Below are 21513 nucleotides of genomic sequence, written 5' to 3'. Positions count from 1 at the left end.
TTGATGAAAGACCTGAACATGAAATCTGTATTGACAACCGTATTGGCATCCTTTGTTTTCACTGGTGCGGCATTGGCCGACCAAAAACTAGCTGGAACCAAAAACTGCTTGGCATGCCATGCGGTGGGTACAACGGTGGTTGGCCCGTCGCTCAAAGATGTGGCGAAAAAATATGCTGGCGACAAAGAGGCGGCAGCAGCTTTGGCCGTCAAGATCCGCGAAGGCGGCGGCGGTGTTTGGGGTGCGGTGCCCATGCCTGCCAATCCGCAAGTCAGTGAGGCTGAGGCCAAGAAATTGGCGGTCTGGATTCTCAGCTTGAAATAAACAATTGAACAATTGGGGTCAGATTCCAATTAATTCACGCTTGCTTGCCCGCCGCGCTGGGCTCAAACGCCGCTCACCGCAGCGGAGCTGCAACGTTCGCTACACCTTTGACCCAGCACGTCAGTCAAGCTGGAGTGGGTGTATTGGTTGACCCTATTTCTTAATGATGGTCGACCCTGTTTCTTAAAGCAATTTTTCGCAGCCCGCTCCACCTTGCGCTGAAACATCACTTCAGAGCCGCACGGCATGGGGACCATTTTTTGAGCGAAAGACCAGAAAAATGAGTCCCCATGGCGGGGGCTCCAGCGTGACTTATTTCAGATGCGCTTGAAAGACACGCGAAAGACCGACCATGGCGGGATCGTCCGCCGCTCACCGCAGCAGAGCTGCGACGTTCGCTACACGGGCCGACCCACCATGTTCGGCCTGACGTGAATTAATTGGAATCTGACCCCAATTAGTGGTTGTCAGCCAGCTGCTCGAGGATGGCTGGATTCTCAAGGGTGGATGTGTCCTGCGTAATAGCCTCGCCCTTGGCCACCGAGCGCAACAAGCGCCGCATGATCTTGCCCGAACGCGTCTTGGGCAAATTGTCACCAAAACGAATGTCCTTGGGCTTGGCGATGGGGCCGATTTCTTTGCCCACATGGTCGCGCAAAATTTTGGCAATCTGCTTGGCTTCGTCACCCGTGGGGCGTGAACGCTTCAACACCACGAAGGCGCAAATCGCTTCACCCGTGGTGTCGTCGGGGCGGCCCACCACGGCGGCTTCAGCCACCAGCTCGGTGCAACTCACCAAGGCCGATTCAATTTCCATCGTGCCCATGCGGTGACCCGACACGTTCAACACATCGTCAATGCGACCGGTGATGGTGAAGTAGCCTGTTTTCGCGTCACGAATGGCGCCATCGCCAGCCAAGTAGTACTTGCCTTTGAACTCTTCGGGGTAATAGCTTTTCACGAAGCGCTCGGGGTCGCCCCAAATGGTGCGGATCATGGACGGCCATGGTTTTTTCACCACCAAGATGCCGCCTTCACCATGCGGCATGTCGTTGCCCGCTTCGTCCACGATGGCGGCATGAATGCCGGGGAACGGCAGCGTACAAGAGCCCGGCACCATGGGTGTGACACCCGGCAATGGCGTGATCATGTGGCCGCCGGTTTCGGTTTGCCAGAAGGTATCGACGATGGGGCAACGGCTGCCGCCCACGTGCTTGTGGTACCACTCCCACGCTGCGGGGTTGATGGGTTCACCCACCGAACCGAGCAAGCGCAAGCTGTTCAGGTTGTAGCGGTCGGGGTGCACATCGGCACTGCCTTCAGCGGCTTTGATGAGCGAGCGAATCGCGGTGGGTGCGGTGTAAAAAATGCTGACCTTGTGGTCTTGGATCATTTTCCAAAAACGACCGGCATCGGGGTAGGTGGGCACACCTTCAAACACCACTTGGGTACCGCCCAAAGCCAAGGGTCCATAAGCGATGTAAGTGTGGCCGGTGACCCAACCGATGTCGGCCGTGCACCAAAACACATCGTCGTGTTTCAAGTCGAAGGTCCACTCGGTGGTGAGCGCGGCATGCATCAGGTAGCCACCGGTGCTGTGCTGCACACCTTTGGGTTTGCCGGTGGAGCCGGAGGTGTACAAGAGGAACAAGGGGTGCTCGGCACCCACCCACACTGGCTCGCAGGTGGTGGCTTGTTGGGCGGCCAAGTCGGCCAACCACAGGTCGCGGCCCGCGGTCATGGCGATGTCCGCGCCCGAGCGCTTGACCACCAAGACGTTTTGAATGCTGTCGCAGCCGCCCAAAGCCAGGGCTTCATCGACGATGGATTTCAAGGGCAGTTGTTTGCCGCCGCGCATTTGGTTGTCGGCGGTGATGACGATTTTGGCGCCCGTGTCTTGAATGCGGTCCCGCAGGCTTTGCGCCGAGAAACCACCGAACACCACCGAGTGCGTGGCACCGATGCGAGCACAGGCTTGCATGGCGGCCACACCGTCGACTGACATCGAGATGTAGATGATGACGCGGTCGCCCTTGGTGATGCCCAAAGACGTCAACACATTGGCGTATTGGCAGGTTTTGGCCAACAACTCGGCATAACTGGTGCTGGTGACTTTGCCGTCATCGGCTTCAAAAATGATGGCGGTTTTGTCGCCCAAGCCGCGCTCAATGTTGCGGTCCAGGCAGTTGTAAGACGCGTTGAGCAAGCCATCTTCAAACCAGGTGAAGAACGGTGCTTTGGATGCATCCAAGGTTTTGGTGAAGGGTTGTTGCCAGTGCAACAAGCGACGCGCTTGCGTGGCCCAAAAACCTTCGTAGTCTTCATCCGCGTGTTTGATGAGCGCCTGGTAGGCCGCCATGCCAGCCACGTTGGCTTGTTTCACAAACTCGGCGGGGGGCTGGATGATGGGCAATTCGTGGTGGTGCTGCTGGCTCATGGTTTGTCTCCTGATGGGTCTGGCCGCTTGTGCGACTCTCGATTGGCGGTGAATGTCGTGCATCGCTCTTACACCCTACTGACTGGCATGAAGCTTACGTTGGCGCCAGATCTAGCCCTGTGCAGGCTTTCCCTAGAATCACGGCTAGCGGGCGCATGGCCCCCGCACCATGGAGCTCAGATGCAAAAAGACCCCTCTTCCACACCCGCAGACCAACCCAACACCTTGTCGCGCATGATTTTCGCCACGCGTTGGCTGCAATTGCCTTTGTATCTGGGCTTGATCGCGGCCCAATGCGTTTACGTCTTCCATTTTTGGGTCGAGCTGGTGCACTTGCTGGAAGCGGTGTTTGGCAACCAAGAAGCTTTGCAAGCCTTGGTCACCAGCATTGGCTACAAATCGGAAGCGGTACCGACCAAGCTGACCGAGGCCATCATCATGTTGGTCATCCTGGGGCTGATTGATGTGGTGATGATCTCCAATTTGCTCATCATGGTGATCGTGGGCGGCTACGAAACCTTTGTGTCGCGCATGTACTTGGAGCAGCATCCCGACCAACCCGAATGGCTCAGCCATGTGAACGCCTCGGTGCTCAAAGTGAAATTGGCCATGGCCATCATCGGCATCTCGTCCATCCACTTGCTGAAAACCTTCATCAACGCGGCCAACTACGACGAGAAAGTGTTGATTTGGCAAACCGTCATCCACATCGCCTTTTTGCTGAGCGCGATTGCCATCGCCTACACCGACAAACTGCTGAACCAAACCCGTGTGATTGGCAACGAAGCCAATGCGCACCACTGATTTTTCATCATGACCACCATCCGCCAAGAAGACCTGATTGAATCGGTAGCCGCTGCACTGCAATACATCAGTTACTACCACCCTGCCGACTACATCGCCCACCTGGCCCGCGCCTACGAGCGCGAGCAAAGCCCGGCCGCGAAAGACGCGATTGCGCAAATCTTGACCAACAGCAAGATGAGCGCCACGGGTCACCGCCCGATTTGCCAAGACACAGGCATCGTCAATGTGTTTTTGAAGATCGGCATGGATGTGCGCTGGGAAGGCTTCAGCGGCAGTGTGGATGACGCCATCAACGAAGGTGTGCGCCGAGGCTACAACCACCCGGACAACACGCTGCGTGCATCCGTGGTGGCCGACCCGCAGTTCGCCCGCAAAAACACGAAAGACAACACGCCTGCGGTCATCTTCACCGAACTCGTTCCCGGCAATAAACTCGACATCACGGTGGCGGCCAAAGGTGGGGGCAGCGAAAACAAATCGAAGATGTACATGTTGAACCCTAGTGACAGCGTGGTCGATTGGGTGCTGAAAACCGTGCCCACCATGGGTGCGGGTTGGTGCCCGCCGGGCATGCTGGGCATTGGCATTGGCGGCACCGCAGAAAAAGCCGTGCTGATGGCCAAAGAAAGCCTGATGGACGACCTCGACATGTACCAACTGCTAGAGAAGTCCAGCCAAGGATCAGCCTTAAGCCAAGTGGAAGAACTGCGCTTGGAGCTTTATCACAAGGTCAACGCCTTAGGCATTGGCGCACAAGGCTTGGGCGGCCTCACCACTGTGTTGGATGTGAAGATCAAGATGTACCCCACGCATGCGGCCAGCAAGCCCATCGCCATGATTCCCAACTGCGCGGCCACCCGCCATGCACACTTTGTGATGGACGGCTCGGGGCCGGTGTACCTAGACCCACCCTCGCTTGATTTGTGGCCCAACGTCAACTGGACACCCGACACGCAAAAGAGCCAACGCGTGGACTTGAACACCCTGACCAAAGCCGAAGTGGCCAGCTGGAAGCCGGGCCAAACCTTGTTGCTCAATGGCAAGATGCTCACCGGCCGCGATGCCGCGCACAAACGCATTCAAGACATGCTGGCCAAGGGCGAAAAGCTGCCGGTGGACTTCACCAACCGGGTCATTTATTACGTCGGGCCTGTGGACCCGGTGGGCGAAGAAGCCGTGGGCCCCGCAGGCCCGACCACCGCCACCCGCATGGACAAGTTCACCGAGATGATGTTGGCGCAAACCGGCCTCATCAGCATGGTGGGCAAGGCCGAGCGCGGACCTACTGCCATTGAAGCGATTCAAAAACACAAAAGCGCCTACCTGATGGCTGTGGGTGGCGCGGCCTACCTGGTGTCCAAAGCCATCAAACACGCCGAGGTGGTGGGCTTTGCAGATCTGGGCATGGAAGCGATTTACGAGTTTGATGTGGTGGACATGCCCGTCACGGTGGCGGTAGACGCAGGTGGCACCAGCGCCCACATCACCGGCCCCGCCGAGTGGTCCAAGCGCATCGCCACGGGTGAGTTCAAGGGCATCGAGGTCAAAGCCCAGTGAAGCTGGACAAGGCCTCGCCCATCGGCGTGTTTGACAGCGGCGTGGGCGGCTTGAGCATTTTGAAAGCGCTGCAAGCGCAGATGCCGCACGAACAGTTTGTGTATGTGGCCGACAGCAGCCATGCGCCGTATGGCGAGCGCGATGCCGACTTCGTGCAACAACGCGCTGATCATTTGCTGCACCTCATGCGCAAGCAACATCAAGTCAAAGCGCTGGTGGTGGCTTGCAACACCGCCACCGCCGTGGCCATTCAGAACATGCGCAGCGCCTACCCAGAACTGCCGATGTTCGGCGTGGAACCCGCCATCAAACCTGCAGCGGCCATGAGCCACACGCAACGCGTGGGCGTGATGGCGACAGCGGGCACCTTGAAGAGCGAGAAGTTTCAAAGCTTGCTGCGTGGTTTGCCAACAGATGTTGCGTTTGTATTGCAAGCGTGTGAAGGTTTGGCCGATGCGATCGAGCAGCAATGGCAACACGCCGACAACAACGCAGTGGCTGCACTGTGTGAAAAATACGTGCAGGCCATGGGCGCGTTTGGCACACAAGCCGGACAAATGGATGTGCTGGTGCTGGGCTGTACCCACTATCCTTTCGCCATGAAGGAATTACGCGCCTTGGTGGGCCCCGATGTGCAGATGGTGGAAACCGGTGCGCCGGTGGCGCGACACACGCACAAGGTGTTGTCAGACCTGGGCTTGTTGCAAACCTCAGGTGAAGGTGGTGTGAATTTGTTCGCCACTGGTGACGCACAGAATTTGCAGCACGCGGCTCAAATGTGGTTGGGTGAACGCCAAGAACCTTGGCACGTGGCCACGTTGGCCTAGTGCAAATGACGGGGTCTGCGGCCACCGTGGCCTGAACTGCCTGCGCCGCCCGAACCACGCGGGGGCTTGCTGATTTCCAAGGAACTGACCAAAGAATCAAATCGCTTGCTGAACAGCTTGTCCACTTCCAGCACCACATCGGTGAGTTCGGAGGCGTCGAAATGCCGCTCCATCAGGTTCACCATGTCTTGCACCAAGAGGTCGCGTTGCACCTGCATGATGGCCGCGGGCGTGGGGCCGACAAACAGCATGAGGAAATCGTCGCGGGATTCACGGCCTTGCGCTTCGTCTTCTTCGTCGAATTCAGAATCGTAAAAAGTCACTTCAAGCGCCGCGCCCGTGAAGGTGAGGTCGTTCAAGCCCATGCACATGTCGTCCAAGGCTTGGCGGAAGTCGTCTTCGCCTTTGATGGTCCAGCAAATTTGCAGCAGGTGGTCGTTTTCGTCGAAACGGATGCCCGGCTCTTCTTCGTAAAAACTGTCGGCACCTTCACTCAATGAACGGGCACCGGCATACATCCAAATAGAGCGCAAGGCGTCTTGGATTTGCTCGAATGTGACCTCCTCGCGCAATGGCACGGTGCCATGCACATGGATCTCAAAGGTGGTGGTGTATTTCGACATGAAAGCATGATAGCAGTGGCTTCATGCATTGGGAATATGGGAAAAAGATGGTGCCCGAGACCGGAATCGAACCGGTACGCCGCCTCTCAGCAAGCGGCGGATTTTAAGTCCGCTGTGTCTACCAATTTCACCACTCGGGCGAGTGTTGCAAGCGGTGTATTGTGTCAAAACTTCAGGGTGATATCGGCAGTTCTTTCAAATAAATACGCGAGCCCGCTTCGGGCGGCACCCACACCTTGGCGCCTTGAAAATAGACCTGCACCGATTTGAACTCTGAAGTCGCAATGGTCCAAGGGGGTGATCCATGGATGCTGCGACCAGCGCCCGGCGTGAGTGTGACCAAGTTCCGTTTGTTTTTGCCATCGTCCACACACACCGTGGTGGCTTTGTTGGCTACCAAGTAGACATAGCTGCCAGGTTTGTTGGGCGAGACGGATGTGACGGTGACGGGTGCTGAGGTGATGTTGGCGCAATCAGCAGCACTTGCTGTGCTTGCAGCTGCTGGGTTTTTGGTGGCTGCCGTTTCTGTGGAAGTTGTTTCTTTGGCTGCTGTTTCTTTGGCCGTTGTTTCTTTGGCAGATGGGGGGACGACAACCGCCTGCGTTGGAGCAGGCGCAGCAGCGATGACCTCAGGCACCACCGCAGGAACTTCTTCTGTTGTGGCGGTTGGCGGTGCGGGCAACACTTTGCCGGTGATGGGCTCCACCCATTCTTCGTAAAGCGCTTGGCTGTTGTGGCGGTTGTATTGCCACAGGCCCAGCCCCAACAACAAGGCGGCCAAACCCCAGGTGCCCAGCAGCTTGGGCCAAGAACCGCCAGGACGGCGCACGTCGGAATGCACCACTTGGCTCTTCAGGTTTTTTTCAGACAAGCGAATGATGTCGTCGATGACACTGGCAGAACTGCGCGGCGCAGGCGGCTCGATGGAAGCCACGGTCTGGGGTTCTTGCGAGGCGTTTTCCAAGGTGCGGATGACGCGACGCAAAGACTGGGCTTTGATTTGCGGCGAATAAAACAGCGAGTCGCCATCTTCTTCGAGTTGCCGCACTTGTGCCGCCGACAAATTGACCATCAAGGCCAGTTGTGCGTGGTCCAAGTCTGCGGCCAAGCGCAGGCTTTTCAAATGGGCAGCATCGTCTCGAACCGGCTCATCCATGGGTTAATCGGGTTTCAAAATCAAAAAATATACTTCATGTGCAAGTGTGAGTCTATGCTGGTTTTCTTGAGGACAGATGGCAGAAATATGAACCTTTGGGTTCATAGTGCGTTGATACGGCCCTTAACATCACCGCATGAAAACATCTGTGGTCAACGGCGTGGCGTTGGAGGTTCAGCAGATCCCGGGGTCTGCGGGCTTGGCACCCATCGTTTTTTTGCACGAGGGCTTGGGGTCGGTGGCGATGTGGCAAACCCGCACGGGCGACTGGCCCAAACAAGTCTGCCAAGCCACGGGCCGCGCAGGCTGGGTGTATTCCCGGCGCGGTTATGGCCAATCCGACAGCATCCCCGATGTGCGCGGCGTCAACCGCTTGGCCGCCGACTACATGCACCAAGAGGCTTGGGCCGTGTTGCCCGCGCTGCTTGACCAATGGGGTGTGCACAAGCCCGTGTTGTTGGGGCATTCAGATGGCGGCAGCATCGCGCTCTTGCACGCGGCGCGGTTTGAAGTCACGGCTTGCATCGTGATGGCCCCGCACCTGATGGTGGAAGACAAGTCGGTGAAGGCCATTCAAGCCGCGCGGGTGGCCTATGAAAAAACCGATTTGCGCGAGCGCCTCAAGCGATTTCACAAGGATGTGGATGGCGCGTTTTGGCAATGGAACGATGTCTGGTTGTCCGAGCCGTTCAGCCACTTTGACATTCATGCAGACTGCTTGAACATCACCGCCCCCGTGCTGGCCATGCAAGGCGTGGATGACGCTTACGGCAGCATGCGGCACATTGACGACTTGCGCACCGCAGGCAGGGTGCAACGCGAGGTGTTGCAAGACTGCGGGCATTCGCCTTACCGCGAGCAGGCCGAGATGAGCCTAGAGCTCGTCAAGTTGTTTTTAAAAGACGGGCCTTAACGCAGCATCGACAAATCAGCTGCTGAGAGCCAGCGCCACTGACCCGGTGCCAGGTCGGGTGGCAGGCTCAAGCCCCCCATGCGGGCGCGGTGCAAACCCACCACTTTGTGGCCCACAGCGGCCAACATGCGCTTGACCTGGTGGTACTTGCCTTCGGTCAGGGTGAGTTGCATCTGGTGGCTGCCGGTCAACACACAGGCCGCGGCTTTCACGGGCTTGGGGTCGTCGTTCAACACCACGCCTTGCAAAAGTTTTTGAACGGCTTGCTCGTTCAAGGGGTCTTCGGTGATGAGCTCATAAACCTTGGGCACATGGTGCTTGGGTGAGCTCATGCGGTGGATGAATTGCCCATCGTCACTCAGCAACAACATGCCGGTGGTGTCTTGGTCCAAGCGGCCCACGGCTTGCACACCTTGCAAACCTGTTTTGGCGGGACGTTGGCGCAAAGGAGAGGGCAACAAGCTGTAGACGCTCGGCCAGGTGGAGGGTTTGTGCGAGCACTCGGTGCCCGCTGGTTTGTGCAACAACACATAGGCCTTGGCGTGGTACTGCCAATCCACGCCTTGCACTTGAAATGCCATGCCATCGGTGGGCTCGATGGATTCGCTGTCGTCAACAAGTTGCAGGCCATCGCCCCAGTCGCATTTCACCAAGCCTTGTTGCACCAGACCTGCGCAAATGCGGCGGGTGCCAAAGCCTTGGGAAAACAGCAGGTCGGGAAAACTGATGGATTTCAAACGGCCAACTTCAATTGGTTGATGGCATGTTGCGTTGCTGCGCTCGCCAGGCGTCTTCGCACATTTGTGGCAAGCCCCGACTGGCTTGCCAATTGAGCAAGGTTTGGGCCTTGTCCACCTTGGCATAACAACTCGCCACATCACCGGGTCGGCGGGGCACGATGTTGAAGGCCACGGGTTTGCCACTGGCAGCCTCGAAGGCTTTCACCATTTCCAGCACGCTGTGGCCTTCGCCAGTGCCCAAGTTGATGGCATGCCAACCGGTTTGTGCTTGTAAAAAGTGCAAGGCGGCCAGGTGGCCTTGCGCCAGGTCCATGACGTGGATGTAGTCCCGCACACCGGTGCCGTCGGGCGTGTCGTAGTCGTTACCGAACACTTGCACTGCAGGTCGAAGGCCAGCTGCAACTTGCGCCACAAAGGGCATGAGGTTGTTGGGGATGCCGTTCGGGTCCTCGCCAATCAAGCCGCTGTCGTGCGCACCCACCGGGTTGAAGTAACGCAAACACGCGATGCGCCAAGCCGGGTTGGAGGCAGACAGGTCGTACAGCATTTCTTCAATGTGCAGTTTGGTGCGGCCATAGGGGTTGGTGGCCGAGGTGGGGTGCTGTTCATCCAAAGGCAGGTATTGCGGTTCGCCGTACACGGTGGCGCTGCTGCTGAAGACGAGCTGGTGCACCTGTGCGACTTGCATGGCTTGCAACAAGGACAATGTGCCCTGCAGATTGTTTGCAAAATAGTTCAGAGGTTGTGCCACCGACTCGCCCACGGCTTTCAAGCCCGCGAAATGCACCACGGCTTGAATGTCATGCGTTTGCAATACTTGTGTCACTTTCTCTGTATCGAGCACATCGGCTTGCACAAAGGGCAAGGCGTGGCCCAAGATGGTTTCAAGCCGACCCAACACAGCCTGTTTGCTGTTGCTGAAGTTGTCCAGCAAGATCACCTCGTGTCCGGCTTGCGACAAGACCACAGCGGTGTGGCTGCCGATGTAGCCGGTGCCACCAGTGAGAAGCAGTTTCATAGGGGGTTTGTTTCAAAGGGTTGCAAACTTTAGCATGCGGGTCCCTGGGCCCTGCAAGCCGTTAAAGTAGCGCTTATGGAAAACATTGATGTCATGGTGTTGCGCACACTGCGCAACTGGCGGCAAGAGGGCAAACGGGCTTTGTTGGCCACGGTTGTTCGCACCTGGGGTTCGTCGCCGCGCCCCATTGGTTCCATCATGGCCTTGTGCGAAACAGGCGCGGTGGTGGGCTCGGTGTCGGGTGGTTGCATCGAAGACGATTTGATTTACCGCTTCACCCAAGCCTATGCCGTGGGCCAAGCCGCGCAACCCGACCAAGAAACCACCATCCCCAGCGGCGCACCGCAGCGCGTGAAATACGGCATCACCGCCGACGAAGCACATCGCTTTGGTCTGCCTTGTGGCGGCACCTTGGAACTGCTGTTGGAGTTCGACCCCGACGCGCCAATGCTTGACGGCTTGGTGAAGTCCTTGGAAACCGGCCAGCTGATGCAACGCACCACGGTGCTGGACACGGGCGCGGTGTCACAACACCCCAGCGACACGCCCACCGAACTCAGCATTGACGATGTGCAGTTGGTGAATACCTTTGGCCCCGAGTACCGCATGTTGCTGATTGGCGCAGGGCAGCTCACCGAGTACCTGGCCACCATGGCCTTGTTCAATGGCTTTGCTGTCACGGTCTGCGACCCGCGCGAGGAATACAGCGGCGCTTGGGGCGTGCCCAATGTGGCGCTGACCAAAGACATGCCCGACGATGTGGTGATCGGCTTCAAACCCGACCGCCGCAGCTGCGTGATTGCCTTGACGCACGACCCCAAGCTGGACGACCTGGCGCTGCTAGAGGCGCTGGAGACGGATGCGTTTTATGTGGGCGCGATTGGTTCACGCCGCAACAACGATGCGCGTCGTCAACGCATGATCGAGCATTTGGACAAAACCGAAGAAGAGCTGGAGCGTTTGCGCGGCCCGATTGGCATTTACATCGGCAGCAAAACGCCAGCGGAAATTGCGGTGAGCATCATGGCCGAGGTGTTGGCCGTGAAAAACGGCGTTCCCTTACCGCGCGACATGGATGTGGCTTACGCGAAAAACACCCAAGAGATTGCGCACAACGACCCGGGCGTGTTGGTGTGTGGCATTCGGCCTTGATGCGAAGGCGACATCATGGCGAGTAACAAACTGGATCTGAGTACGCTGCACAAGGCCTTGGGGCGCTTGGATGAAGGCTACCAGCGCTACTTGTTAGATGTGCGTGACTTGCAAATTCGGGATGGCTTGATACAGCGGTACGAATTCACCTATGAGATCAGCCACAAGATGCTCAAGCGGCATCTAGAAATGACTTCCCCGAACCCCGAAATATTTGACGCCATGCCCTTTGCTGATTTGATTCGGACTGGCAATGAACTGTCCATTCTCAAGAGCGATTGGTCGGCGTGGAAATTATTTCGAGAAATGAGAGCGAAAACCAGCCATACCTATGACGAGGATATTGCGCAAACCGTGGTTCAAGTGATCCCAGACTTTATTCACGAAGCTCGGTATTTAGCGGAGCAACTAGAACTTCGGCAAATCTGAGAACACAATGATGGATGCCGAAAATGAATTGACTTTGCAACTCACAGCAGAAGAACTTCAGATAGTGCGAAGCATTTTGCAAACCCTCGTTCCCGAGAGAGAGGTTTGGGTCTTTGGCTCTCGGGCAACGCCCAAGCACAAGCCTTATTCTGATTTGGATTTGGTGGTGATGGGCGAGGAAGCCTTGCCATTGGTAACAAGCGCAGATCTGCGTGAAGCGTTTAGCGATTCAGACTTGAACTTCAAGGTGGACTTGGTTGTTTGGTCTGAATTGACTGAAAACTTCAAACAAATTATCAGGAATCACTACGTGGTGATTCAGGATGCCTCTCTCTGATTAGCTTCGTTTGCTGGGTTGCTATTTTGCAGGGGATGAAAGCATGCCACAGCTATAAAGTCCGTAACTGTTTGACACCCGCCGTCGCGACCCACTCCCCGCTCTTGCGCTGCGCCAGCACGTCCACACCCCAGGCTTTGGCGGTGGCGTGCAGTTGCTGCGGCGACTGCATGAAGAAGACTTTGGTGAGGGCATCGGCCAGCACACAACTGGGGGCCAGCACCGACACCGAAGCCCAATGCGCTGGCGAATAGCCGGTGTGCGGGTTCAGGATGTGGTGGTGCAGATGGTCCGCGCTGAAAGCTGTGTGGGCGTCTGAAGAAGTGGCGATGGCGCGGCCATCCATTTGCAAAACAGGTTGATTCAACAGGGCCTCTTTGTTCGCAAGATGAAGCTGTTCGGTTGATGCAGACCTTCGCGGTTGAACTTGTATGGCTTTGTGGGTCAGCGCCACATCCTCCACAGCCAAGGTCCAGGGCTTGCCGCCAGGCGCTTGGCCCAGCAAGGCGGTTTCACCCGCGTCAATTTGCGCGTGGGCTATGCCATGCGCTTGCAACACCGCTTTCACCACATCGGCGGCGTAGCCTTGCGCGATGCCGTTGAGCGACACACCCATGCCTTTGAGGTTCAAGCGCACGGCATCTGGGGTCACTTCCACCGCTTGCCAGTTCACGTGTTTTTGCGCCTGTGCCACGGCACGCTTGGCAGGCAATTGTTGTGCGGCTTGCGCCTCGGCCCACACCTTCCACAAGGGTTGCATGGAAATATCGAAGGCCCCGGCACTGCGGCGCGACACCTGAGCCGACAAACGCAACACCGAACGCAGATGCGCACTTGGTTTGTGCAACACACCCGTGGCGTTCAAGCGTGACACGGCGCTGTCTGGGTTGAACAAACTCATCTCGGTTTCCACATCGCGCAGCGCCTTCACAGCGGCGTCCAAGGCGGCATCAAGCTGCGCCACATTGGCGTGGCCTGCACGCAGCCACAGGGTGGTGCCAAAGCCGATCAAGGCGCGTTCGTGCCAGACCAAGTTGCCCTGCTCAGCTCTTGCCAAAGCCGCTGCTCCACCGAGCCCCAAGCCCAAGCCCATCTTCATCCATTGACGTCGTTGCATGCTCATGCTGTTGCTCCTGCGTGAATGGGAATAAAGGTCGAGCCGTCTTTGCGGTGTTGAATCAGCGGCAAGCAGCGTTGGTCGTCTTGGTAGATGGAGACGCAGTCCAGGCACTGGAAGCACTCGCTGTAATTCACCTTGCCAGTGGGTTCAATGGCTTGGTATTCGCAGCGGTGGCGGCAAGTTTGGCAGGGTGTGCCACAGGCTTCGCGGCGTGGAATCCACGACCAGCGTTGCAACACATTGGTGGCGGCCAAGGCCGCGCCCAATGGGCAGATGTAGCGGCAGTAGCCACGGTAGACAAACACACTGAGGGCCACGCAGGCAATAGCCCACAACACATAAGGCCACTCGCGCACAAAGTACAAGCTGATGGCGGTTTTGAAGGGTTCGATTTCCACGGCCACTTCGGCGAACGAGGGAGACGCCCACACCGAGCCGACGATGACGGCCAGCACAACGTATTTGATCCACTTCAGCTTGGCATCGATGGCGGTTCTCAAGCGCCGCTGGCGAATGCCCACGGCTTGCGTGACCATGCTGATGAGTTCTTGCAGCGCCCCAAACGGACACAACCAGCCGCAAAACGTGCCACGCCCCCACACCAGCAAAGTGCCTGCTACGAACAACCACAGAATCACCGAGATCGGGTCGTTCATGAAAAAGCTCAGGTCACCACCGGCTAGCAATTCGTCCAGGGCCGCCGTGATGTTGACGATGGTGAGCTGCCCTTGTGCATACCAACCGATGAAGCCCAAGGTGAACAACAAGTACGCGGCACGCAACAACTTGAAACGCTTGGTGTTGGCGCTGAGGCGTTTTTGCATGATGAGACCGGTGGTCAGCACCACCAAACCGGCCAGCAGTGCCACGATTTCCCAAATGCGGTCTTGCCAGGCTTGGTACCAACTCCAGCTGGACCAATCCGTGTCCCACACATTCGACACCGCGGTGCGCCAGCCGTTGAATTTGTAGTCGAGTGGAAACGCCACCTTCACCACTTGCGTGGGAAAACTGCCGTAGCGACGGCCCCAGGTCAGGTTCAATTCAAAGGCTTGTGTGGGGTCGAGCGGCGTGGCGTTGTTGATGATGAGGAAGTGCACACGCCCGTTCACATCGGGGTAGCCCGGCATGGCCATGCCCTTGTCGTAAGACATGGCGCGAAAGCTCAGCTCTTGGCCGTTTTGCTTCAAGGTGAAGGGCAACTCTTGCACCATGCGCTGGCTCTCGTAAGACATGCGTGCCATCGGGCCCGACTCCATCACCGCAATCGCTTGAGCGGTGCGGCGGTTGGTGCTGAGCAAACGCCAGCCTTCTTCGTCCAACAAATTGCGACCAATCACCGGCAAGCTCACCAAGGCCACATGCACGGTGAGTGCGGTTTCGTTCGGCGCGTTGGCCGCGAGTTTGTCGGCGCCCTCGCCTTTCGTGCCTGCAAAGGGGCGTTCCAGGTCTGCACGTGTGAAGCTTTGTTCACTCACCATGCCGCGCGTCAACATCTGTTGCCAAGTGAGTTTGGCCGGGTGTTCGTTCACGCCTTTTTGCGGACCTTTGACGCCAGTGCTGGCCACGGCCCCGGCAATGCCACCGGTGGCAGCTGCCTCTTCATGCGCCAATGCCACAGACGCCGCAGACAAGAGGATGGTTTTGTCGATCGCCTTGGCCGTCACCGTGCCCGCTTGGATGCCATGCAAGTTGGCGGTTTTGTCATCGCGAAACGGCGTGGCCTGAAAGCCGTAAATTTGAATATTGTGTTTGGTGGTCAGGCCCGTGTATTGCTCTGCGAATTTGGTCAAGATGTCGGTGCGCACCTCGGAGCGAAACAAGGGCTCTTTGTGGTCCAACAATTTGGACGCTAAAAATTTGCCCTGCAAATCCATCACCACCAAGACGTTGATCGGCTTGCCACCGTAGCCGCGCACCGGTTCAAAGTCGACGGTCTCGAAGGCGTAGCCCATGAGGATGGGTTTGGTGGCGGCGGTGTCGGTGGTTTCAGGCGCTTCAACCGCTGGCGGGTTCCTGGCAAACAGCGGCCACAGCGGCATTCCGGGCTGGATGTCGCCCACAATGAACTGCTCGCCGAACATTTTTTCCAAGTCCGGCTTGAGCAGCATGCCCGCCGTGGCGACTTGGCTGGCCCCCCAAAAGGCCAAAAAAAAGAGCCCGCAGGCTCTGAATATTTTTTTATGCATGAGAGAAAACCTGTAACTGGACAGGGTTATAGCCTAGAAGGACGGGCATTCATGAGAGGGACTTCCCTGCTTTTTGTATTTCAACGCAAAGGCCAGATCAACTTTTGCATGCGGTAGGGTGCTACTTGCGCGAGGCAGCAAACGCACTGGCAGCGATCCGCACCATGCTTGGGTGCAAGCTGCCCAATTTGGGCGACTGCCCATGCGGTGCGTGGGGCGGAACCGAAAAATAATCGTCGTTGTTGGGGAGCTCGAGCATCTTGCTCAAATCAAACTTGGTGTCGTAGTTCAGACCTGCATTGGCGTAAGCGGTGGGATGCTCGCTCTTGGTGATGCGAAATTCGCCGCTGTAGAGGCGATCCGTTTTTTGACTCGTTCCGTAGGCCACGCTCACAAAAAACCTGCCCTCATCGTCTTCTTTGGTGAAGGTGATCAGGCCAGGACGCGGTTTGGGCTTTGGATGCACATGGTCAGGGAAGTGACACCAGGCGATTTCGCCTGCAGTGGGCTCTGGCCACCACCGCATCAGCTGCTTTCTATGTCAAAGAGACTACTTCGCACCCGAACACCCTTGGCCTTAGGTGCTGATTTTTGGATGTGGCTGATTTGGGTTTTGGTGAGCGCCCCCTCGTCCGCTTGGTATTGAGGGAGGACTTTGGTGGCGAGTTCATGCAAGGCCAGATGAATCACTTGGGTTTCATCCACGCCAAGCGCTTGAGCCAAGCGCTTGGCGGTGGTGCGGGTCACACCTGTTGCACTGTCCTGCGGGCGGTAGCGAAAAGCAATTTGAGCAGTAGCGGCTGTCATGCTGTCATCTCCAATTAGATATCTTAAAGATATCCTGTGGAGCCGTGTCTGTCAACTGCTCAGCTGGCAGTTCTTCTAGTCCACAGACCTCAATAACTGGGCTTAACGAACAGAAACGATATGGGCGAACACCAGTGGCGGCGAACAATCCGTGCATAAATGCCCACATAGCCCAACATGAAGCCCAAACAAGCCAGTGCAGCGCCAGCGGCGGAATGTTGGAAATAAAAGGCCATCAGCACCGCAGGCACGGTCATGAGGGCCAAGACCAAACCCGTGACCGGGTTTTGCCAAGCGACAGGCACTTTGCGCCGCACATAGCGGCGCATGATCAGGCTGTGCAAATGTTGTTTGTCGGGCTGGCCAGGGTTGGCTTTTTTCAGGCGTCTGCGGTAGATGCTGAACAAGACCTCCACCACCGGGTAGATGCAAATCAGCAAGGCGGCAAAAGGCGTCACTTGGGTGTTGCGCTCCACCATTAGCACGGCCACCCAGGCCAAGGCGAACCCCCCGAAATACGAGCCCCCATCGCCCAAGAAAATTTTGCCCAAGGGCCAGTTGACGACGAAAAAGCCCAGCATGGCCGCAGCGATGGAAATGCAGGCGTAGGCCAAGTTGATGTCACCCACATTCATAGCGATCCAAGCTACGCCGGTCAGGCCCAACAAAACCATGCCACTGGCCAAGCCGTGGAAACCATCGATCACATTGATGGCGTTGGCCACGCCGCCGATGGCAAACGCCGTGAACAGCACGGATATGAATAAGTTGGACAGGAGCACATCTACCAAGTAGATGTCAACATGGGTGATTGACACATGGGTGATCCACCAACCCAAAGCGCCGGAGAGCATGGTGGCCAGCAAACGCGCCAACACCGAGACTTGCTTGGTGACATCTTCGGCCAAACCAAACACAAAGGCGGGCATGCCCGCCAACAACAAGGGTCCTAAAAACGCTTGTCTGTCAGGAGTCGAGGTGCCATAGGCCATGACCACGCCGAACACGATTGCGATTCCGCCCACACGCGGCGTGGGATGGATATGAAACTTTTGTATGCCTTGGGTAAAGTCCAAGGAAAACTTGCCATGCCAACTTTTGGTACATACCAGCAACAGCGACACCGTGATGGACACCAAAAAAGCCATAGAGATGGCGAAGGGAAATTGGTAGAAAAATTCCATAAACAAGGCCAGTTATTCAGAAGCAGAGGATATATCCAAAACAATCAGATTCTAATCATAAAAACTGACTACAAATTGATGCACTTGACGTCCAGCATCAAGGATTTGTTGCGAAAGGGTAATCATCCTTTCTTGCAAGGGGAGGATTACCCAGTCATTTAGCGTTTTTGGACTTTGTGTCAGTCAACATGTTGAATCCAATTGGGCAAACAAATAACTCAAATGCTCCCCGTTTGATGTTGGCTGTCGATGGAACTCATTGACTCTCCTAATACAGAAAGTAATTGATTTACCTAATAAAAAAAGCCGCCAGGTGGTGAAACCTAGCGGCCTTTGAACTTGCATTTGGTGGAGCTGGGGGGATTTGAACCCCCGTCCACAAGCCTTTTTCGGACAGTTCTACATGTGTAGTCGTCTGTTTTGTTTTCTCATTCAAGGTGCCGCGCAGCGACACGCTGCACCCCAAACCAGCACCCTATTTTCTCGCTCCTCACCAAGGTACCCGATGAGAAGCCAGCCGATATGAATTACCTTGCAGCCTGGACGGTCTTGCGACCACCCTTGCCCAGCCTATTGGCCAACTGTTGCAAGGCTCGCGGGTTTAAGCCGCGAGTGCGAAACGTTCGTCGTTTGCAGTTAGTTTTTTTCTGCGGATTTACGAGGTGACAGAACCTCGACATGCCCTGCGCCGCGTCCGAACCCATGTCGAAACCAATGCAGCCCCAGAACGCCAATTCTACGCGCCTGGGTTCAAAAGCCCATGCCCTTTAAAAGCCAGCCCTTTTACACAAACAGATTACGGATGCTTAGAGCAGTTGCGCTCAGATCTCAAGGCAACAGCGCCAACAACGCCAACGGGCTTTGAATGATGTGGTCCGCGCCCCACTGCCGCACCTCGTCTTGCGCCCCCAGGTAGCCGTAGTGCGCGGCCACGGTGGGCATGCCCGCAGCCTTGCCGGCCACGATGTCGCGCTCGTCGTCGCCCACATACCAACAGGCCTCGGGCGGCAAACCCATGATCCGCGCGGCCTCCAACAGGGGTGCGGGATGCGGCTTGGGGTGCGGCATGGTGTCACCACTGACCACCGCTTGGGCGGTGTTGAACAGCGGCATTTGGCGGGTCAGGGGCAAGGTGAAGCGCTGGTGTTTGTTGGTCACCACGCCCCAACGCAGGCCGCGCTGTTGCAGCGCGTCCAGCATCTCGGGCACGCCCTCAAAGATGGTGGTGCGCACGGTCATGGCCTGCTCGTAATTGTTCAAAAACTCTTCGCGAAATACTTCATAGTCGGCGTGGTCTGGGGTCAAACCAAACGCCACCTGCAGCATGCCACGCGCACCGGCGCCAGCCATCGGGCGGTACAGCTTGTAGTCCAGCGAGGGCAAGCCGCGGTCAAGGCGCATTTTGTCGGCGGCTGCACCCAGGTCGGGGGCGCTGTCAATCAGCGTACCGTCGAGGTCAAACAGAATGGCTTGGGGCAGTGCGAGAGGTGGCATGTGGCTTGGGGCGCAAGGGGGTCAATGGATGGGGGAAGAAGGTTTGGTGAAAACGCCAACCGTGTTCACGCCGCCTTCTGGGTGCCCATCATGTAATTCACACTCGTATTGCCATCCAGCCAATAGCGCCGCGTGATCGGGTTGTACTGCAGGCCTTTGCTGGCTTGCAGGCTCAAGCCCGCATCGCGGCAGTGGTTGGCCAATTCGCTGGGCTTGATAAATTTGGCAAATTCATGCGTGCCTTTGGGCAGCAAATTCAGCACGTATTCCGCGCCCAGGATGGCGAACAAAAACGACTTGGGGTTGCGGTTCAGCGTCGAGAAAAACACCCAGCCGCCGGGCTTGACCAAGGTGGCGCAGGCCTGCACGATGGACGCCGGGTCGGGCACGTGCTCCAGCATTTCCATGCAGGTCACCACGTCAAAACTGCCCGGTTTCTCGGCGGCCAAAGCCTCAGCGCTCACCTCGCGGTAGCTCACGTTCGGGGTTTGGGTTTCCAGCGCATGCAGTTGCGCCACTTTCAAAGATTTGGTCGCCAAGTCGATGCCGGTCACCTGTGCACCGGCACGCGCCATGGCGTCGCTCAGGATGCCGCCGCCGCAGCCCACGTCCAGCACGTGTTTGTCTTTCAGGGGCACAAAGCCTTGGATCCAGTCCAGGCGCAGCGGGTTGATTTGGTGCAGCGGTCGAAACTCGCTGTTGGTATCCCACCAGCGGTGCGCCAGTTCGGAGAATTTCGCCAGTTCGGCGGGGTCGACGTTGGTGTTCATGGCGGCATTGTCGGTGAATTGCCTAAGCCAACAATGACCGCGCGGTGGCCAAGGGCAAGAACAAACAAAGCGGCTGATCGGGCAAGGCGAGGAAACCATGGTGGGCATAAAAAGCCGAGGCCTGTTTGTCTTTGGCGTCCACCACCAAAGCAAACGCTGCAATATCAGCCTGGCAACAGCGTTGCAACGCATCGGCCAAAAGGGCGGCCCCCAAGCCCTGCCCTTTGAACGCCAAATCCACGGCCAATCGGCCCATGCGCACCACCGGCACCTGCGGGTAGCGGGGTAATTTTTTCAGCAGGGATGGCGGCAAATCATTCAGGGGAATGCTGGACGAGGCCAGGGTGTAGAAACCCGCCAACTGCCCATGGGCCTTGCTGGTGGCCACAAAACAAGAGGTGATGCGGCGGCGCACGTCCTGCCCCACTTGCTGCTGAAAATACTGATCCAGCGCTTGAGCGCCGCTTTGAAATTGGCTTCGGTCCAGGCCCACAGACAACAGGCCCACCGAAAAAGCGGGGCTGGTCACTGGCCCATCAACCTGGCTTGCTTGGCAAAGGCGCGTTTCAAGGCGGCATTGGGTGGAGGGGGCGCCATCAGCGCCTGGGCGAAGGCCTCTTGGGCCGACACCGACAAACGCATCACCTCGGCCTGTTCAATGGCTTTGCTGGCCGCCTCTTGCACCGCCGCCACCACAAAGTCCGTGATGGTGCGGCCTTGTAATTCGGCGGCGCGTTTGATGCTGAGCTGCAAATCTGCGCTGATACGCGCCTCCAAACGGGCAGAGGCGGCTTTGGGCTTGGGGGTCAGGGTTGCAGCAGATTCAGACATCAAGGGCTCCTATGTGGCGCTCAAAGTGTACGGCAAAATGCCGGAAATCAACAATATGCAGGCTCAAAAAACCCCGCCGAAGCGGGGTTTGAACAAGCTTTACTGCTGATCAGTTTTTGCGTGAACCCACCACTTCGATTTCAACGCGGCGGTTTTTAGCGCGACCTTCTTTGGTCTTGTTGTCAGCCACAGGCTGCTTCTCGCCTTTGCCTTCGGTGTACACGCGGGATTTGTCGACACCTTTGCTGACCAAGTAGGCTTTCACAGCTTGTGAACGGCGCATGGACAGTTTTTGGTTGTAGTCGTCAGAACCGACGGCGTCGGTGTGACCAACCGCGATGATGACTTCCAAGTTGATGGCTTTGATTTTGTCGGTCAGGTCGTCCAACTTGGCTTTGCCTTCAGGCTTCAACACAGATTTGTCGAAATCGAAGAAAGCGTCAGCTGCGTAAGTGACCTTGGTGGACACTGGGGCAGGAGGTGGTGCAGGAGGAGCGGGTGCTGGTGCGGGCGCTGGTGCGGGGGCTTCAGCTTTCGGGGCTGGTGCAGGTGCTGGAGCGGGGGCAGGTGCGGGAGCAGCTTTGGGCTCTTCGACGATGGCACCATCGCAGCCAGGGGCAGCGGTGGCGGGGGTCCAAGAGCTGTTGCGCCAGCATTCGCCGGGGGTGTTTTTCCAAACTTCACCGGATGAATTCACCCAGTTGTTGATTTCACCAGCGGTGGAAACAGTGGCTGCGCCCAACAAGGACAAAGCAACTGCGAGGTTTTTGAGGTTTTTCATGAGATTCCTTCTTATTG

Annotated in this window: 23 protein-coding genes, 1 tRNA gene and 1 other RNA gene; 8 read left to right on the top strand and 17 right to left on the bottom strand. The window is 57.2% G+C overall.

Annotated elements, in window-relative coordinates; translation table 11 throughout:
• Positions 1-18 precede the first annotated feature (18 nt).
• Positions 19-324: a c-type cytochrome gene (locus AC8GFP_RS02505; protein WP_506609904.1), complete on the top strand. Its 306-nt coding sequence runs from the start codon at positions 19-21 to the stop codon at positions 322-324.
• A 457-nt stretch (positions 325-781) separates the two neighbouring features.
• Here AC8GFP_RS02505 and acs read toward each other — a convergent pair whose 3' ends face one another.
• Complete coding sequence (gene acs, locus AC8GFP_RS02500; RefSeq protein WP_506609902.1) at positions 782-2761, bottom strand: acetate--CoA ligase; 1980 nt, start codon at positions 2759-2761, stop codon at positions 782-784.
• A gap of 180 nt (positions 2762-2941) precedes the next feature.
• On the opposite strand from acs, the gene AC8GFP_RS02495 reads away from it, so the two are divergent.
• From AC8GFP_RS02495 to murI, 3 genes are read left to right on the top strand one after another with little or no spacing between them, the layout of a single operon-like run.
• Positions 2942-3565 carry a TIGR00645 family protein gene (locus tag AC8GFP_RS02495; RefSeq protein ID WP_506609901.1) on the top strand — a complete coding sequence of 208 codons (624 nt, stop codon included), beginning with the start codon at positions 2942-2944 and terminating at the stop codon, positions 3563-3565.
• A gap of 6 nt (positions 3566-3571) precedes the next feature.
• The gene (locus AC8GFP_RS02490; RefSeq protein WP_506610525.1) at positions 3572-5125 is read left to right on the top strand and encodes a fumarate hydratase; all 1554 of its coding nucleotides are present in this window, start codon (positions 3572-3574) and stop codon (positions 5123-5125) included.
• Positions 5122-5952: a glutamate racemase gene (gene murI, locus AC8GFP_RS02485; RefSeq protein ID WP_506609899.1), complete on the top strand. Its 831-nt coding sequence runs from the start codon at positions 5122-5124 to the stop codon at positions 5950-5952. The genes AC8GFP_RS02490 and murI overlap by 4 nt, the downstream gene beginning before the upstream one ends.
• Here murI and AC8GFP_RS02480 read toward each other — a convergent pair.
• The 3 genes from AC8GFP_RS02480 to AC8GFP_RS02470 all read right to left on the bottom strand — a co-directional run bounded on the left by AC8GFP_RS02480 (position 5949) and on the right by AC8GFP_RS02470 (position 7731).
• A complete protein-coding gene (locus AC8GFP_RS02480) occupies positions 5949-6575 on the bottom strand; it encodes a DUF6806 family protein (RefSeq protein WP_506609897.1) in 627 nt (208 codons plus the stop codon). The genes murI and AC8GFP_RS02480 overlap by 4 nt on opposite strands.
• 48 nt (positions 6576-6623) lie before the next feature.
• Positions 6624-6715: transfer RNA gene (locus tag AC8GFP_RS02475), tRNA-Leu, on the bottom strand.
• Positions 6716-6747: 32 nt separating this feature from the next.
• The gene (locus tag AC8GFP_RS02470; RefSeq protein WP_506609895.1) at positions 6748-7731 is read right to left on the bottom strand and encodes a hypothetical protein; all 984 of its coding nucleotides are present in this window, start codon (positions 7729-7731) and stop codon (positions 6748-6750) included.
• Between the two features lie 136 nt (positions 7732-7867).
• Between AC8GFP_RS02470 and AC8GFP_RS02465 the strand changes: the two genes are divergently transcribed.
• Positions 7868-8644 carry an alpha/beta fold hydrolase gene (locus AC8GFP_RS02465; RefSeq protein ID WP_506609893.1) on the top strand — a complete coding sequence of 259 codons (777 nt, stop codon included), beginning with the start codon at positions 7868-7870 and terminating at the stop codon, positions 8642-8644.
• On the opposite strand, the gene AC8GFP_RS02460 is transcribed toward AC8GFP_RS02465, so the two are convergent.
• Together AC8GFP_RS02460 and galE are read right to left on the bottom strand one after the other, a co-directional pair.
• The gene (locus AC8GFP_RS02460; RefSeq protein WP_506610523.1) at positions 8641-9372 is read right to left on the bottom strand and encodes a 16S rRNA pseudouridine(516) synthase; all 732 of its coding nucleotides are present in this window, start codon (positions 9370-9372) and stop codon (positions 8641-8643) included. The genes AC8GFP_RS02465 and AC8GFP_RS02460 overlap by 4 nt on opposite strands.
• Positions 9373-9391: 19 nt before the next feature.
• Complete coding sequence (gene galE, locus AC8GFP_RS02455) at positions 9392-10402, bottom strand: UDP-glucose 4-epimerase GalE (protein ID WP_506609891.1); 1011 nt, start codon at positions 10400-10402, stop codon at positions 9392-9394.
• A 75-nt stretch (positions 10403-10477) separates the two neighbouring features.
• Between galE and AC8GFP_RS02450 the strand changes: the two genes are divergently transcribed.
• The 3 genes from AC8GFP_RS02450 to AC8GFP_RS02440 are packed head-to-tail and all read left to right on the top strand — an operon-like array spanning position 10478 to position 12320.
• Positions 10478-11554 (top strand): XdhC family protein, encoded by a 1077-nt coding sequence (locus AC8GFP_RS02450; RefSeq protein WP_506609889.1) that lies wholly within the window; start codon positions 10478-10480, stop codon positions 11552-11554.
• Between the two features lie 15 nt (positions 11555-11569).
• Entirely contained in the window at positions 11570-11983 is a 414-nt protein-coding gene (locus AC8GFP_RS02445; protein ID WP_506609887.1) for an HI0074 family nucleotidyltransferase substrate-binding subunit, read from the top strand.
• 7 nt (positions 11984-11990) lie between these two features.
• The gene (locus tag AC8GFP_RS02440; protein ID WP_506609886.1) at positions 11991-12320 is read left to right on the top strand and encodes a nucleotidyltransferase family protein; all 330 of its coding nucleotides are present in this window, start codon (positions 11991-11993) and stop codon (positions 12318-12320) included.
• A gap of 52 nt (positions 12321-12372) precedes the next feature.
• Here AC8GFP_RS02440 and AC8GFP_RS02435 read toward each other — a convergent pair whose 3' ends face one another.
• The 11 genes from AC8GFP_RS02435 to ompA form a co-directional block, all read right to left on the bottom strand.
• Positions 12373-13443: an FAD:protein FMN transferase gene (locus AC8GFP_RS02435; RefSeq protein WP_506609884.1), complete on the bottom strand. Its 1071-nt coding sequence runs from the start codon at positions 13441-13443 to the stop codon at positions 12373-12375.
• Positions 13440-15590, bottom strand: coding sequence for a 4Fe-4S binding protein (locus tag AC8GFP_RS02430; RefSeq protein WP_506609882.1), 2151 nt, complete (start codon positions 15588-15590; stop codon positions 13440-13442). The genes AC8GFP_RS02435 and AC8GFP_RS02430 overlap by 4 nt, the downstream gene beginning before the upstream one ends.
• A gap of 160 nt (positions 15591-15750) precedes the next feature.
• Positions 15751-16155, bottom strand: coding sequence for a hypothetical protein (locus AC8GFP_RS02425; RefSeq protein WP_506609880.1), 405 nt, complete (start codon positions 16153-16155; stop codon positions 15751-15753).
• Entirely contained in the window at positions 16155-16436 is a 282-nt protein-coding gene (locus tag AC8GFP_RS02420) for a hypothetical protein (protein ID WP_506609878.1), read from the bottom strand. Before AC8GFP_RS02420 ends, AC8GFP_RS02425 begins: the two co-directional genes overlap by 1 nt.
• 89 nt (positions 16437-16525) lie before the next feature.
• Complete coding sequence (locus AC8GFP_RS02415) at positions 16526-17620, bottom strand: MraY family glycosyltransferase (RefSeq protein ID WP_506609876.1); 1095 nt, start codon at positions 17618-17620, stop codon at positions 16526-16528.
• Positions 17621-17966: 346 nt separating this feature from the next.
• Positions 17967-18344: a transfer-messenger RNA gene (gene ssrA / locus AC8GFP_RS02410) on the bottom strand.
• A 104-nt stretch (positions 18345-18448) separates the two neighbouring features.
• Positions 18449-19114, bottom strand: a complete 666-nt coding sequence (locus tag AC8GFP_RS02405; RefSeq protein WP_506609874.1) for an HAD family hydrolase — start codon at positions 19112-19114, stop codon at positions 18449-18451.
• A 65-nt stretch (positions 19115-19179) separates the two neighbouring features.
• The gene (gene ubiG / locus AC8GFP_RS02400) at positions 19180-19884 is read right to left on the bottom strand and encodes a bifunctional 2-polyprenyl-6-hydroxyphenol methylase/3-demethylubiquinol 3-O-methyltransferase UbiG (protein WP_506609872.1); all 705 of its coding nucleotides are present in this window, start codon (positions 19882-19884) and stop codon (positions 19180-19182) included.
• A 22-nt stretch (positions 19885-19906) separates the two neighbouring features.
• Positions 19907-20413: a GNAT family N-acetyltransferase gene (locus tag AC8GFP_RS02395; RefSeq protein ID WP_506609870.1), complete on the bottom strand. Its 507-nt coding sequence runs from the start codon at positions 20411-20413 to the stop codon at positions 19907-19909.
• Positions 20410-20715, bottom strand: a complete 306-nt coding sequence (locus AC8GFP_RS02390; protein WP_506609868.1) for a type II toxin-antitoxin system TacA family antitoxin — start codon at positions 20713-20715, stop codon at positions 20410-20412. Before AC8GFP_RS02390 ends, AC8GFP_RS02395 begins: the two co-directional genes overlap by 4 nt.
• A 109-nt stretch (positions 20716-20824) precedes the next feature.
• Positions 20825-21496: an outer membrane protein OmpA gene (gene ompA / locus AC8GFP_RS02385; protein ID WP_506609866.1), complete on the bottom strand. Its 672-nt coding sequence runs from the start codon at positions 21494-21496 to the stop codon at positions 20825-20827.
• Between the last annotated feature and the right edge of the window lie 17 nt (positions 21497-21513).

This window comes from Limnohabitans simekii (SeqCode) (assembly GCF_965234735.1).
Classification (GTDB): domain Bacteria; phylum Pseudomonadota; class Gammaproteobacteria; order Burkholderiales; family Burkholderiaceae_C; genus Limnohabitans; species Limnohabitans simekii.
The sequence above is the reverse complement of the archived record's forward strand: the minus strand, read 5'-3'. Positions and strand labels throughout refer to the sequence as shown.

Coding starts and splice junctions, on each gene's coding strand:
- AC8GFP_RS02415 (WP_506609876.1), bottom strand. CDS start 17,620: ATGGAATTTTTCTACCAATTTCCCTTCGCCATCTCTATGGCTTTTTTG.
- AC8GFP_RS02470 (WP_506609895.1), bottom strand. CDS start 7,731: ATGGATGAGCCGGTTCGAGACGATGCTGCCCATTTGAAAAGCCTGCGC.
- AC8GFP_RS02440 (WP_506609886.1), top strand. CDS start 11,991: ATGATGGATGCCGAAAATGAATTGACTTTGCAACTCACAGCAGAAGAA.
- AC8GFP_RS02445 (WP_506609887.1), top strand. CDS start 11,570: ATGGCGAGTAACAAACTGGATCTGAGTACGCTGCACAAGGCCTTGGGG.
- ubiG (WP_506609872.1), bottom strand. CDS start 19,884: ATGAACACCAACGTCGACCCCGCCGAACTGGCGAAATTCTCCGAACTG.
- AC8GFP_RS02405 (WP_506609874.1), bottom strand. CDS start 19,114: ATGCCACCTCTCGCACTGCCCCAAGCCATTCTGTTTGACCTCGACGGT.
- AC8GFP_RS02450 (WP_506609889.1), top strand. CDS start 10,478: ATGGAAAACATTGATGTCATGGTGTTGCGCACACTGCGCAACTGGCGG.
- AC8GFP_RS02495 (WP_506609901.1), top strand. CDS start 2,942: ATGCAAAAAGACCCCTCTTCCACACCCGCAGACCAACCCAACACCTTG.
- acs (WP_506609902.1), bottom strand. CDS start 2,761: ATGAGCCAGCAGCACCACCACGAATTGCCCATCATCCAGCCCCCCGCC.
- AC8GFP_RS02480 (WP_506609897.1), bottom strand. CDS start 6,575: ATGTCGAAATACACCACCACCTTTGAGATCCATGTGCATGGCACCGTG.
- AC8GFP_RS02465 (WP_506609893.1), top strand. CDS start 7,868: ATGAAAACATCTGTGGTCAACGGCGTGGCGTTGGAGGTTCAGCAGATC.
- AC8GFP_RS02390 (WP_506609868.1), bottom strand. CDS start 20,715: ATGTCTGAATCTGCTGCAACCCTGACCCCCAAGCCCAAAGCCGCCTCT.
- AC8GFP_RS02420 (WP_506609878.1), bottom strand. CDS start 16,436: ATGACAGCCGCTACTGCTCAAATTGCTTTTCGCTACCGCCCGCAGGAC.
- ompA (WP_506609866.1), bottom strand. CDS start 21,496: ATGAAAAACCTCAAAAACCTCGCAGTTGCTTTGTCCTTGTTGGGCGCA.
- AC8GFP_RS02435 (WP_506609884.1), bottom strand. CDS start 13,443: ATGAGCATGCAACGACGTCAATGGATGAAGATGGGCTTGGGCTTGGGG.
- AC8GFP_RS02425 (WP_506609880.1), bottom strand. CDS start 16,155: ATGCGGTGGTGGCCAGAGCCCACTGCAGGCGAAATCGCCTGGTGTCAC.
- AC8GFP_RS02505 (WP_506609904.1), top strand. CDS start 19: ATGAAATCTGTATTGACAACCGTATTGGCATCCTTTGTTTTCACTGGT.
- galE (WP_506609891.1), bottom strand. CDS start 10,402: ATGAAACTGCTTCTCACTGGTGGCACCGGCTACATCGGCAGCCACACC.